Origin of the sequence: Lysinibacillus sp. fls2-241-R2A-57 (assembly GCF_030209535.1) — a bacterium.
Lineage (GTDB): Bacteria > Bacillota > Bacilli > Bacillales_A > Planococcaceae > Lysinibacillus.
Genome location: NZ_JARVRU010000181.1, coordinates 1 through 13,606 on the forward strand (window position 1 = coordinate 1; position 13,606 = coordinate 13,606).

The following is a 13,606-nucleotide window of genomic DNA, read 5'->3' on the forward strand; positions in this document are numbered from 1 at the left end:
CAGCGGCAAATGTTTTATCTGTGCGAAAGCGTAGCGTCAGCAACAAAGCGCCCAGCCGGAACGGAAATCAACCACACGTTTTAGGTGAAGAGCCTCATAAAATACAAACAAACCAAATTTAAACAAAATTTAAACAAAGCCCCCCTTTACTTTAAACTTAACTACTTATAATTGGTCTTAACATAAAGAGAAGGACTGATGGAGAGTGACGAAAGGGAAAAAGCGTAAGGTTTTATTATCATTGAGTATTGCGTTAACAAGTTTTGTAGCGTTTAACGGAGTATCATATGCATCAGCAGCTGTTCCGGCAATAGAAGAGCGTGTAGCATTAGAGAACAATTCGGAAGCAAAGCAAGCCCGCACATCCAATGAAACATTGCAAGATTGGAAAAAGTGGACAAACGACCATGCTTACAGCCTGACATCTATTCAACCTGAAACAGTTGGTCAACAAAATATCCCTTCTAGTAACTTTGAAGATTTAGAAATGCTTAAACCTTTATTACAAGATAAACGTATCGTTTTTTTAGGGGAAAGTTCACATGGCACGGCAGAATTTAGCCTAGCAAAAACACGTATCATTCAATTTTTACACCAAGAAATGGGCTACAATGTCCTAGCCTTTGAAAGTGGTATGGGGAACGCCATGAATGCTCAAGGACAAATTGATAAACAATCAGCACAACAAACGATGAAGAATGCTATTTATCCTGTATGGTGGTCAAAAGAAACACTGCCGTTATTTGAATATGCTAAAAAAACACAGAAAACAGATAAATCATTAAAATTGGCAGGCTTTGATGTTCTACAGCAAAATGCATTTACGAACGGTGACTGGCTACAAAATAGTCAACTGGCGAAACAGTTCAGTGAAGTGGAGGAGCAACTTGCAGACTGGAGCTTCGGTAAGGATTTAAAGGGCTATCAAAAGGTAAAACCAAGCATTATTAATGTATATAAGCAAGTAAAGTCACAAGTACAGCTTAAAGAAAAAGAGTTAAAAGCAGCTTATCCGAGCGAACCACATATTGTAAAGCTTATGGAACGTACTTTAGCTGACCGTATCCGCTTTGCCGACGAATATGTAGAATTATCCATTCAATCAAATATTGATTCCGAACAACATAACTATGCGTCTTTTTATAAGACAATGGAATGGCGTGACCAAGCAATGATGGAAAACTTACTTTGGTTAGCAGAGGAAGTTTATCCAACTGAAAAATTTATCGTCTGGGCGCATAATGACCATATTCGTAAAGCACAATCCGAAGTAATGGGGTCTCCTTATCCGATAAAATTAATGGGTGAGCGTCTACCAGATATTTACAAGAAATATAGCTATGTGCTTGGCCTTTATATGGCTGGTGGCGAAACAGCAAACAATTTAGGCGAACCTATGGCCGTTTTACCGCCTAAAAAAGGATCTATCGAGGATATTCTTTCATCGTCAAATAAACCTTACACATTTATCGACTTACGTAACCGTCAAAATGAACGAGGGAACTCATGGATGTTTGAACCTCGCTTATCATATAGCTGGGGAACGATGGAGGAAAGTCTAGTTCCACGCGACCAATATGATGGCATTCTTCTGATTGATAAAGTAAGTAAACCAAATTATATAAAGTAAGATTATAAAAATAGCAAACTAGCTCATTCTTCTAGTTTGCTATTTTTTAAAATTTAAGTATCCATCGAAATTGTATCCCATTCTTCATTTCGATGCCCTATCATCCAGAACAACCCTCTGCGTCTTTCCATGACGATACTTTCATTCATATTAGCAGGAGCTGTTTGTTCTTGTATCCGACCATCTACACAAGCCCAATGGTATCTGTAAATTTTGTCCGCTTCATCCAATATCTCTTCCTGACTACGCATGGCAGTTTGAAGATAAAAGTGTTCAAACGTTTCACAGTTAGAAACAACTTGAATGGCATGCTCGCAATCACATACTTCATCAGGAAAATCAAGCTCTTCAACAAAGCCAAGTGCCCAAATAAGCGCCCAATAAGCCTCATATTGCCATGAAATATTAATGGCTTCTTGCACATCTGGTTCTGAAGCTTGTAAAAAGTCTCTTTCATTGCTAGTTATATAGTTTTCCACTTTATATGTGCGTAACATATTGATGAAAAAGTCTCGCGATTCTTCCACATTTCCACCTTGCGCCACATCACAGGCAAATTGAATAACAATTAACAGGGCTACAGCTCTTCTAGCAATGTCTTCTTGGTTTTTAAACTGACAAGCCTCTATTGTTGGGAGCTGAGGAAGGGAATCTATATATGGAATAGCTTTTTCTTTTAAATACGCTATCGTTTTATTTTTTCTTTGTTCGCCTTCTTCTGATGACACCTCTTGTCCACTTACCTTTCGTGTACAAGCGTGGGGTCTAAAGTCAGATGGTCCTGATTGCCCATCAGGATAAACAATAACTGCCCCTTCATCGTCTAATAAAGTGCCATTCGGTAAAAAGCCAATGCCACCTATACTTGATAGTAAGTTCGTAAATAACTGTATCTGTTCTTCGTTTATCTCTTTTTCTGATTCGATCGCAATCACTGTATTTAAAACAGATATTTGAGTCAATACTAATTCTTTTAAATTGTTATCTTCAAAAGGAATGTTATCGTAATACCCCATCATCCCAGGAATATTATTAGCGAAGTAATCTGGGTTCGTATCCTCACATATGACTCTAATTATAAATTTATGTTTTTTAAACAATGCTTTGGATTTTATCGAATACTCATTTTCATTTTTTACGATTGCAAAACCCTTTGCAAAAGCATTTGAAATTTTTAACTCGATATCATCAATGTCATTTTTAGAAGCAAATATTGTGAAATGGTTCAATCTTCTCTCTCCTTTACCATGAACTATCTAGGCCTTCGAGAGCTTGGCTAAATAGCTGTTTATTTTTTCGTAGTATTTCATTTTCTTTCCAAAAAGCAAGCAATTGCCGCCACTTCTCTTTATCTACGAGAGTCGTAGGCTTAATTCCTTGCTGCATCATTTGGCATGCTGCACGAATAGCAGTTTGTCGCTCTACTTCACTGCCGTTCAGCCATTCAAATAGCAACTCTGCACTTGGCTGTGATTCTGATAAAAGCGTGTCCCACCCATCTATAGGAAATGCAACATGATGCTTCATCCACGTTATAATTTTTGGATTATGGAAATGGCGTAGTCGATGTAAAGCTGTATAGGAATCAATTGTCTGTTTCTCGATATCTTGAAGAACAAGAGATAAACCTTCTTCCGCTGGCAGACAATATGCTGTTAAATAATCACGAAGCGAATTAGGCATTTCATTTTCTTTATTCCACAACGTTCTAACCCATTCTCTGGCCTCAATTGCACACACCTGTACTAACACTTCACACCATGCCTTTTTGTCTGCTGCTGACAGTGATTGTTCAATTTTATTTCGAAGTGTATGATAGACCTCACTAGAATCAAACTGTGCAAACGCTTCCTGTGCTTTAGAATCTTTTACTCCATGCATCGATACATACATTAATAAGGATTCCATGTTAGACATTGCTTGCTTTAGAGTTAGTGTTAAATATTGTTCAAACCACTTCAGCCATATTTGAGAGCTAGTTAGGCTCAAATCCAATCCATCCTCACTACAAAACTGTCGATGCTGTCCGCAATCTGCACCTAGACAACCTAATGCCGTAACTCGCTCTACATAATCGTTAAAACTCCCTGCGAGCAGATCAAACTCATCCTCCTCATGACTCCAATACCAAACAGAACCATCATCAATCCTAATAAGGAGTGCATCGCCATTACCAGCCGTATGAAACTGTAAATAAAGTTGTTCTTCTGAATCTTCATCATCACCGCCAAAATAAGGGAAATCTAGCCCTTCCAAGCTCCAACCAAAGTCACCAGAAGGTATATCATCCAGTTCAATAGGAAGCAAAGCCTCGTCTGGCAATGACCAATATACCCCCACTTGTTGAGAGCAATGTCGTAATAAATCACGGAACTCAGAAGGAATTCGAACGCCAAGTCGCTCTTCTACTATTATTAGCTCTTGCTCTGTAGCTACAGGCTTTATCTCAAGTGGATGTACCCAAGCCCCTTGCCGTTCAAGCTGTTTTAATAAATGATGCCACCGTTCAACCCACATCTTATTTCCTCCCCTACGTTAAGAAAGATACTCTTATTTGTCCCATCACCAAAAGTTGTGGATGACATTTGTTAAAACGTATGTAATGTATATTGGTTGATTGGAGTGGAGGCTGGGCGACTCCTTGGGGATTAGCGTCACAGATGAGACCCTGGAGCGAGCAACGCGAGTGAAGCGGCTCATCGGACGCCCCCAGGAAGCTCTGCTCTGCGCGAAAGCGAAGCGTCAGCGGCAAATGTTTTAGCTGTGCGAAAGCGAAGCGTCAGCAACAAAGCGCCCAGTCGGAACGGAAATCAACCACACGTTATGGTATGAGCCTCTTATTTAAGTTTGCACCAAGTATTATTAATATTTATAGACTTTCTACTATATCGTCAGGAAATCATTTACTTATTAGGACTAGACTTTAATTCGCTTTAAAACACTAATATATTACTTTCATTAAAGCTCAATAAACGTGCTAAATTGCTTACCTTTACTAGTTCTTTTTTAATTGTTCGAAGTGGTTCTTAATAAGCAATAACTTAGCATCAACCGTTTTTAATTTCCACCATAATTTTCGTTACATATTCCTCCTCACGATTTTTAATAACGGCGTCATAAATATATTCCTCATATACGTACTGCCCTAATTCGTAGCCCTTTTCACGCATGACTTTAAATAATCGCTCGTATGTTTCACCAAGTGTAGTAGCCAGTCCTACATGATAGCCAACGATAAAATCTCCTTCAATCGCTTCAAAATATGGATGACCTTCCCTCGGCTGTGGCTGCTCTATATATAAGTAACTATAGTTATCATAGTTTCCTGCTAATACTTGCTCTCTTCTTGTCATACCCCCAATCGGATAACCCGTGTCTAATTGAGAGCGGTCTAATTCATCTATAAAGTCTGAAACAGCCTTCGTAAACTGTTCCTCCTTCGAATCCTCGATATTTTTACTTAAATACAATGTTGCTTCTGGCAGATGCTCAATCGTAATGCTATCAAAATCAAGATGTAAGGCTTCCTCTGTTAAATCGATTTTTACATCAATAATGTTTTCAATCATCTCAAGCTCTCGACGTTTTTTCGCTACAATGTCCTTTTGCTGTTGCATTAAGTCTAAGAAATTTTCAGGTGATTTTTCTGCCATATATTTTTGAATATCTTTTAAAGACATGCCAACCGCCTTTAATAGCTCGATCACACTAAAAAAATCATATTGCGCAATGGAATAATAACGGTAGTCCTTACTATCCTTCATAATTGGAGATAATAAACCGATTTGATCGTAGTAAATGAGCGTTTGTTTATTCACCTTACAAATTTTAGCGAATTCACCAGTTGTAAAATATTTTACATTTTTATTAAACATTCTTAAGTTTCTCTCCTTGACTATATAGTTACTATATACATTAAATTGTAGCTATTCACAATCAATTATGCCACTGCATAATTACGTCCGGAATCGGCTTTGTGCTTAAGCCTGCAGATGTTTTTAGGCTAACATCCTATAAAAACTTCTTTCCGATTTCCGTGACATCCACTGAAAGAAATTAAAAAATAGAAGGGTTTTGACATTATGTTCACGGAAATTCGTGACATTACAGCTTTAAACAATGCGGAGATTTTAGCATTACGCATTGCAGACAATCAGCAAGATTTTATAGAGAGTACCATGCAATGCTTAGCGGAGGCAGAAACTGATAAACGCTATATTCCAGCTGGATTGTATAGAGAGGACATTGCAGTCGGCTTCGCTATGTATGGTGCGTTCCCATATAAGAACAATACGCAACGCGTTTGGTTAGATCGCTACTTCATCGATGAGCGCTATCAGCACCAAGGATTGGGAAAATATTTTTTACAGCAGCTTATTAAATATTTAGTAGCTAAATACAGCTGTCAAAAAATATATTTAAGCGTTTATGACAACAATACAGTAGCCATTCAGCTCTATAAAAAATTCGGGTTCGTTTTTAACGGTGAACTAGATGAAAACGGTGAAAAGGTAATGGTATTGGAGGTACATGCTCATGACAACCATTAATCCTATTGAAACAAGACCACTAAAGCCATTATTTTTATCATACTTATTCCCAGCGATGATTGGCATGTTGTTGATGTCAGTAAATATTTTAGTGGATGGTATTTTCGTTAGTCACGGAGTTGGACCAACCGCTCTAGCAGGAGTAAATATCGCCGTACCAATTTTCTCTATTTTGCTATCCATTTCTCTTTGGATTGGTATGGGTGGAGCTACACTATTTTCAATTTCTCTCGGTGAGGGCAATAAAAAACGAGCGCACCAGCTCTTTACATTAGCATTTACAACAATGATCGTTGTCGTTATGACACTGATTCTAATACTTTTATTAAATTTGAAGGAAATTTCCTATATATTCGGGGCAAGTGATGCTACTTATCCTTATGTCCAAGAGTACCTATATGTTATTTTGATTTTCGGTGTGTTTTACACAATTGAAAACTTACTAAGTATTTTTATTCGAAATGATGGCAATCCAAAGCTTGCCATGATGGGCTTAATCACTACATCTGTTTTAAACATTATCTTAAACTACCTCTTTATTTTCGTGTTCAATTACGGCGTAACAGGCTGTGCCCTAGCTACAGCACTCTCCACAATTATCGGTATGTCGGTGCTATGCTTACATTTCTTCCGCAAGCAATCCGAATTAAAATTTGTACGTGAATTTTTCAGCATATCTGATTTAAAGAAAATATTCGCTATTGGGCTACCAAGTTTTATTGTTGAAGCCTCTGTCGCTGTAATGGTTATTTTATATAATGTGACATTTTTACACTATTTGGGCTCAAACGGAGTTACCGCCTATGCGATGGTTAACTATATTCATACAGTGCTGTTAACGGTATTCCTTGGCATCGGCATGGCTCTACAGCCTCTAGTTAGTTATCATCATGGTGCAAGATTAATAGAAAGATTAACAGCATTATTGAAAATCGGCATTGCCACTGCACTTATTCTCGGTTTAACTACTGTAATCATTGCTAAGTTATTCCCTGCTCAGCTAATAGCGTTATTTGGTGACAGTACGTTTGAAATTCGCAACATGGCAACACAAGGCTTTGTACACTTTGCAATTGGCTATGCATTCCTTGGCGTGAATATGGTATTTGCGGAATTCTTCCAATCGATTGAAAAAATCCGACTCGCAACAACTATTATGTTATTACGTAGTATTATATTATTTGTCCCTGCCCTCATACTATTGCCTAAATTACTTGGCCCACAGGCTATTTGGTGGACCTTCCCAGTAGCTGAAGGTATTACCGCATTGCTCATTTTGATCTTTATGAAGAGAAAATCACATACGATTTTCTCAGAGGCAAGCAGCTTAAGTTAGAGCTATAACCGAAGAAGAAAACCCCTTTCGATTATTGTTTCGAAAGGGGTTTAAATTGTTTAATTTCTATTTTTCACAAGCCCAACCATCTTTATCTCTGTCAAGCTTATCTTGATAGGCAGAATGACCTTTTTTCACACCTTTAGGGTATTTTTTGTTTAATTCTTTACAGTTTTTAAATGTCTCTTTCGCTTGTACATCAGCATTAAATGATGTGACTGAGAATACTAAAGTTGCTGTTAATAAAGTTATAAGTAGTTTTTTCACTATAACACCTCCTAATGGATAATATTACAGAATATAGAATCAATAAACAATACTAAAGTAATAGACTTACTGAAAAAAAATACAAAAGGGACCTTAAATAGGCCCCTTTTCGCATTATTATAAATATTTGATGACAGCCATTTCTTTACCAAAGCGATCACCATGATCTTTGAATCCCAAGCTTGAATATAAATAATGTGCACCTTTATTCTCAGGATGGTAACCTACTATAACTTTTTGCGCATTTGGTAATTTAGCTATTTCTGCAATCATTAGCTTAGTAGCTTCTTTCCCTATACCCTTACCTTGAAAATGCTTATCTATCATAATTCGATAAATCCAATAGCCATCAAGTTCTTCTATTACAGAATTGAACATTAAAAAACCTACTACTTTCTCTTCAAAATAAATAGCATATGGTTTTAATGTTAGCTCAAACTTTGATTGTGCTATTGAAATAGCGTTTGGTTCAATATAATTTCTTTGTTCTTTTGATATTTCTAATAGACAACACTCATACCAATTTTCTGCATTGACTTCTACAATTTTTACAGTATTCTTACTCATACATTTTTCCCCTTCCGAATTCAGGGAAACGCTTTTTTATGTTAGTTAGGCGTTATCCCCCAGTATTTAAAGATAAAAACAGTTTTGTTTGTCATAATGACCGCCCCCTTTAAAGTATTTACAATAATACTATATCATATTTTTCCATTTATTATTAAAACTCTTCACCATAATATGGGGTTGATTTCCGTTCCGACTGGGCGCTTTCCTGGGGGCGTCCGATGAGCCGCTTCACTCGCGTTGCTCGCTCCAGGGTCTCATCTGTGACGCTGATCCCCAAGGAGTCGCCCAGTCTCCACTACAATCAACTAATATACAGCGCATATATTTTAAAAAATGTCATCCACAACTTTTGGTGATGATCCCATTTATCGCAATCTATCATACAAAAAAAATCCAGCACTACTAAATTCAGCGCTGGCAACGATCTATATTTTCTAGTGGCTCTTTTTTATTTCCATATATTCATCTCGAAGAATACTCATAATAATTTCATCAGAATATTTATCGTTCATAAATAAGGACTGTCTTAATACGCCTTCCTTTTTGAAGCCTACTTTCTCGTAGGATTTCATTCCACGGATATTATGAGAGTAAACCTGTAATTCTAAACGATTAAGCTGTAGCTCCTCGAACACAAATTTTTGTACAAGTCGAACCGCTTCAGCCCCATATCCCTTACCGCAATTTTCTATACTGTGTAAAGCTATACGGAACATTGCCTTTTTATTGTCTAAGTCTATTTCCATAATGGCTAAATCACCAATAATTTGGCTGTTTTCTAGTAAACAAATTGCAAAATCATGGCGTGTAGAATCTTCGCTAAATCGATTTAAAGCCTCTCTAATCTGATCCTCTGTTAAAATATTACGCGTACCCGTCATATACATAATTTCTTCATCTTGAAAACACTCGTAGATACTATCTACATCTTTTTCAGTAATTGGTCTTAAAAAGACATCTTGCCCTATAATCATTAAAAGCCCCTCCCTTTAACTATATTAAAAGGGAATTTCATTAGTAAGAATATGCCTAGTTCAATTAGGAACTGTTTTAGACATACGAAAAGCACCAACATATTAGCTGCCAGTGCTCGTTAATAAGTTACCTTGTATATACAATTTTTTTAATCGTTTCTACTGCTAAATGATACTCAGTAGATAATTGTTCAATGGAAGCTCCATTCGTAAACGCTTCTTTTATCGACTTATTTCTATCCTCAATATATTTCTTTGTGCCTGAACGTGCACCCCACTCTAAATAAGTGTTTTCTATTTTTGGAATATAAATCATTTCACCTTGAACATATTTTTGGATTTCTAATAAAAGTTCTTTCGGTAAGATAACTGAAGCCTTCTTATAAGCCATTTATGCCAACCCCTCATTTTTTTTGAAAATAATAAAATAAGGTAGCAAAGCTAATTTTATAAGAAATACTTCAAGGCAAATATTAAAATTCACCCCATGCAAAGTATTGCCATATTAAAATTAGGCTTTGCATGGGCTGCTTCCGTATCTAGGAACTTACTATATTTATTCACTTCTATCCCCCCTAACGTATCAATCTATTCAAAGTTTATCTTAGCATATATATTTTTTCCAATTAACAAAAACAAAAAGGAATCATACACATTTGATTCCTTTTTGAACGAAAACTTTATTCAATTTACTTTTCCCCTTGTACTGCAGTGGGATGTTGCTCTTCACCCTCAGAGGACGTAACTCCCAAAATATCAAGTAAGAACATGAATAGTGGGATACCGATAATTAATCCCCATACACCAAAGAAATGCTCTGAGAAGAGAATGACGATGAATGTATAGAAAATCGGTAAATCTGTCTTCGCCGACATAAGCTTTGGATTTAAGAAGTATGCCTCTATTGCATGTAAGACCATAACAATAACCAAGATATAGACAATGTACACGAAACCACCGATACTATACGCAATTATACTTAGAGGAATCAAAGACATAATGACCCCTGCTACTGGAATTAATCCTAGTATAAAGAGCATAATTCCTAGTGCAATCAAATGTGGGAAGCCCATAATGTATAAGGCAATAACAGATAAAACACAATTGACAGCTGCAATTATAAATTGTGCCTCAATCACTTTACCAAAAGAACGAATGAATATTTTTGAGAAGTATTGTAATTCATAGTAAAGGTGACTTACTTTACTATCTTTAAATTTCGCTGTAAATTCCGTAATACGTTTCTTCTCAAGCAAAATAAACAAGCTTAAAATTAGGGAAATGAACACGTGCAAGATGATTTTACCAATATTCGTAATATTTTTAAGAGTTAGGTCCACACCCTGCTCTAAATATTTACCAAGCTCAATTTTCTCAAAGGTTGGAGCTAAATACCTTGTAATCTCGTTTTCATCAGGGTCGAGACTAAAGCTAGCGATAAGATCAAAAAGTTGTGTAACTTGTTGGGTTACGACCGGCAAATACTTGTAAATAACAGCCACAATCCCTGCAAGAAGTAAAAGATAGAGGGTAACTGTCACTGCTTTCTCGTTCATTGGTACATATTTTCTAATCTCTTTTGTTGTCTTCGTGGTAAGTTGATTCATCAAGTAAGTAATAATGAACGTGAGTAGAACAAGATTAATCATACTTCGCATCAAATATAGTGCAACAGCGATCCCGACTAGAATTATAAATCGTTTAAATCCATTACTTCGAAAGAAATTACTCATGTATTCACTCCTTTTACAAAACGGCTTTGCTGCCTTGGTTTCGCTATCAAATGAACAAAAGCAAGTAAAAAATTGATGTAAAACATTACGTATCATCCTTATGTAAATTCCCTCCTTCATTGGATTATTATTTCCATCATCACTTAAAATAAGACTTAAATGCATGCGCTTTATAAGTCTCAAAAGAAATAACTTCATCCAAGGAGCGAAAAGAATTGAATGTCTTATCAAATTAGAAATTAATGACACTACTTGTGTACTTTATTGAAAGCTGTATCAGCGTTATAAGCCTTGATTCTATTATTCTATTATAACCTTTTAAACCATCATATCCAATGTAAGTTCTTCTATGATGGCTGTAAAATTAGAATTAGTTTCAGTATGATGTAATTATTACATTTTTCGCCATAAAAGAAAGGATTGATTATATGAAAGTTGCAAGAAACCCGAAGGACATTCATCTACCAGTTGCTCCTTATGTACATCAGATTGAAGTGATAGGACCACAGAGATGGTTAACATTATCTGGACAAATAGGAATGGAGAAAGACGGGACTGTACCTGAAGAGCCATTAGCTCAAATGAAGTTAGCATTAGAAAATATCCGAAAGAATCTTGAAAGTGCAAATATGGAAATTCAAGATTTAACGAAGCTAGTCTTTTATTGCGTTGGGGAAATGAATGCGGATCAAAGAAAACAAATAATAAGTGATTTTCTTGGTGATCACCTTCCATGTACGACATTGATGTACGTAGTAGCACTTGCTGCTCCTGCCCTAAAGGTCGAGATCGATGCCTGGGCATGTAAGGAAGTTTAAACATATAATATGTTGGCATGAACAAGAATGTGCGACCTGCTCTGTATGTAAGTTAGTTTTAAAAACACCCCTTTAGAGCCAAAGGGGTGTTTGTCACATTTATAGATTTTCATTTTTAGCGTTTATTTTAGCATGTTTGTATCCATAGGCAAAATAAATAACTAAACCTATTGCTAACCAAATCATAAAGCGTATTATAGTAAATGGTGGCAGACTAAATATTAATACAAGACATCCTCCAACCCCTACAATTGCTACAAGCCATAACGCAGGGACTTTGAATACACGTGGTTGATCTGGTCGTGTATAACGAAGAACAACGACACTAACTGTTGTTAAAGCAAAGGCAGTTAAACCTCCGATGTTAGCAAATTCCGCTAATTCTCCGATTGATAAAAATCCTGATAAGAGAATACCTGTTCCAACCACAATTAAAGTTGATAATACAGGGACTCCTGTTTTTTTATTTGTTTGTGCAATACGGTCTGGTAGAAGCCCATCACGGCTCATTGCAAACAGCACACGCGTCGCACTAGTTGTATTGGCAATCATCGTAGCAAGCAATCCAAAAATAACTGATACTGCTATGATAGCACCTCCCCACTGAATACCAACAGATTGTAGTGCATATACAGTAGGATTGGGAACATCCAACTCAGGGGATGGTACAATACCTGTTAATACTAGTGCAACAAGTGCATAAATAAGCGTTAATACACTTAGACCACCAATTAAAGCTTTTGGTATTGTTTTTTGCGGGTTTTTCACTTCCTCCAAGACGGTTGTTACACCATCAAATCCAGTAAAGGCAAAGAACACTAATGCTGCTCCCGCCATTACACCTGACCAGCCAAACGGTGTAAATGGCGTCCAGTTTATAGGGTTAACATGAAAAGCCCCAATAGCAAGGAATAAAATAATCGCGCCAACCTTTGCAGCTGTAAATAACATATTTGATCGACCAACATTTTTAATTCCGCTCAGTGCAATCCAAGCGACAATAAGCCAACCAACCACAGCAGGTAGATTCACAACCCCACCATGAGCAATATCTTTTGTTAAAACTTCTGGCAAGTGAATACCGACAGATTGTAAAAATGAATTGACGTAACCACTCCAGCCAACTGCGACCGTACTAGAAATAACGATAAATTCTAATAATAAATCCCAACCGATTATCCAAGCAATAATTTCACCTAATGCAATATAAGAATAGGTGTACGCGCTCCCTGCAACTGGTACCATTGCCGCAAATTCGACATAAGCAAGTCCAACTGCAATTGTTACAAGGCCCCCAATTAAGAAAGAAACAACGACACCAGGACCTGCATGTAAAGCAGCTGTAGTTCCTGGCAGTACAAAAATTCCCGCTCCTATTGTGGCTCCTAGTACATATAGCAATAATTGCAACGGTCCCAGTTCACGTTTTAGTTTATAGCGTTCGACTTCAGTTATTTTATTGGCTTGCTCGATTGACTTCCTTCGTAAAAATTTCGCCATAATAACCACTCCATTTTCAATAAAAATAGTAAATATAATAGTTTATACATTCTTTTAAAATAATTATTATATTATCTATCTTTTAGAATTGAGTCAATAATAAGATTATTGACTCAATTCATACCTCGCTAAAAACCGAACTACTCGACACATTCTTTTATATGGTCATCACTATAACGTGTGGTTGATTTCTTTGATAGAAAGAGCTTGTTTTTCGATAAAAGCCCA

14 protein-coding genes are annotated in these 13,606 nt (G+C 36.6%); 4 read left to right on the forward strand and 10 right to left on the reverse strand.

Translation table 11 applies throughout. The features are described from left to right. Positions 1–205 precede the first annotated feature (205 nt). Positions 206–1,630, forward strand: coding sequence for an erythromycin esterase family protein (locus QRN68_RS23110; RefSeq protein ID WP_285399493.1), 1,425 nt, complete (start codon positions 206–208; stop codon positions 1,628–1,630). A gap of 53 nt (positions 1,631–1,683) precedes the next feature. On the opposite strand, the gene QRN68_RS23115 is transcribed toward QRN68_RS23110, so the two are convergent. From QRN68_RS23115 to QRN68_RS23125, 3 genes are all read right to left on the reverse strand, one after another. Then, on the reverse strand, positions 1,684–2,859 hold the full coding sequence (locus tag QRN68_RS23115; protein WP_285399494.1) for a DUF4272 domain-containing protein: 1,176 nt from the start codon (positions 2,857–2,859) through the stop codon (positions 1,684–1,686). 13 nt (positions 2,860–2,872) lie between these two features. After that, positions 2,873–4,147 (reverse strand): SMI1/KNR4 family protein, encoded by a 1,275-nt coding sequence (locus QRN68_RS23120; RefSeq protein ID WP_285399495.1) that lies wholly within the window; start codon positions 4,145–4,147, stop codon positions 2,873–2,875. Positions 4,148–4,677: 530 nt separating this feature from the next. Further along, positions 4,678–5,505, reverse strand: coding sequence for a MerR family transcriptional regulator (locus QRN68_RS23125; protein ID WP_285399497.1), 828 nt, complete (start codon positions 5,503–5,505; stop codon positions 4,678–4,680). Between the two features lie 207 nt (positions 5,506–5,712). Here QRN68_RS23125 and QRN68_RS23130 point away from each other — a divergent pair, with 207 nt between their 5' ends. Continuing rightward, complete coding sequence (locus tag QRN68_RS23130; protein WP_285399500.1) at positions 5,713–6,180, forward strand: GNAT family N-acetyltransferase; 468 nt, start codon at positions 5,713–5,715, stop codon at positions 6,178–6,180. After that, a complete protein-coding gene (locus QRN68_RS23135; protein WP_285399501.1) occupies positions 6,167–7,516 on the forward strand; it encodes an MATE family efflux transporter in 1,350 nt (449 codons plus the stop codon). Before QRN68_RS23130 ends, QRN68_RS23135 begins: the two co-directional genes overlap by 14 nt. Before the next feature lie 66 nt (positions 7,517–7,582). Here the strand turns inward: QRN68_RS23135 and QRN68_RS27155 are convergent, their stop codons facing one another. The 6 genes from QRN68_RS27155 to QRN68_RS23165 all read right to left on the reverse strand — a co-directional run bounded on the left by QRN68_RS27155 (position 7,583) and on the right by QRN68_RS23165 (position 11,060). Continuing rightward, a complete protein-coding gene (locus QRN68_RS27155) occupies positions 7,583–7,783 on the reverse strand; it encodes an excalibur calcium-binding domain-containing protein (protein ID WP_481817482.1) in 201 nt (66 codons plus the stop codon). Positions 7,784–7,900: 117 nt separating this feature from the next. Next, positions 7,901–8,350, reverse strand: coding sequence for a GNAT family N-acetyltransferase (locus tag QRN68_RS23145; protein WP_285399502.1), 450 nt, complete (start codon positions 8,348–8,350; stop codon positions 7,901–7,903). Positions 8,351–8,504: 154 nt separating this feature from the next. Beyond that, positions 8,505–8,630, reverse strand: coding sequence for a hypothetical protein (locus QRN68_RS23150; RefSeq protein WP_285399503.1), 126 nt, complete (start codon positions 8,628–8,630; stop codon positions 8,505–8,507). Positions 8,631–8,787: 157 nt separating this feature from the next. Beyond that, positions 8,788–9,327: a GNAT family N-acetyltransferase gene (locus QRN68_RS23155; protein ID WP_285399504.1), complete on the reverse strand. Its 540-nt coding sequence runs from the start codon at positions 9,325–9,327 to the stop codon at positions 8,788–8,790. Between the two features lie 127 nt (positions 9,328–9,454). Further along, positions 9,455–9,718 (reverse strand): CD3324 family protein, encoded by a 264-nt coding sequence (locus QRN68_RS23160; protein WP_285399505.1) that lies wholly within the window; start codon positions 9,716–9,718, stop codon positions 9,455–9,457. 298 nt (positions 9,719–10,016) lie between these two features. Continuing rightward, the gene (locus QRN68_RS23165) at positions 10,017–11,060 is read right to left on the reverse strand and encodes an AI-2E family transporter (RefSeq protein WP_285399507.1); all 1,044 of its coding nucleotides are present in this window, start codon (positions 11,058–11,060) and stop codon (positions 10,017–10,019) included. A gap of 428 nt (positions 11,061–11,488) precedes the next feature. Between QRN68_RS23165 and QRN68_RS23170 the strand changes: the two genes are divergently transcribed. Then, the gene (locus QRN68_RS23170; protein ID WP_285399508.1) at positions 11,489–11,878 is read left to right on the forward strand and encodes a RidA family protein; all 390 of its coding nucleotides are present in this window, start codon (positions 11,489–11,491) and stop codon (positions 11,876–11,878) included. Positions 11,879–11,977: 99 nt separating this feature from the next. Here the strand turns inward: QRN68_RS23170 and QRN68_RS23175 are convergent, their stop codons facing one another. Further along, positions 11,978–13,378, reverse strand: coding sequence for an amino acid permease (locus QRN68_RS23175; RefSeq protein ID WP_285399510.1), 1,401 nt, complete (start codon positions 13,376–13,378; stop codon positions 11,978–11,980). Positions 13,379–13,606: the final 228 nt, after the last annotated feature.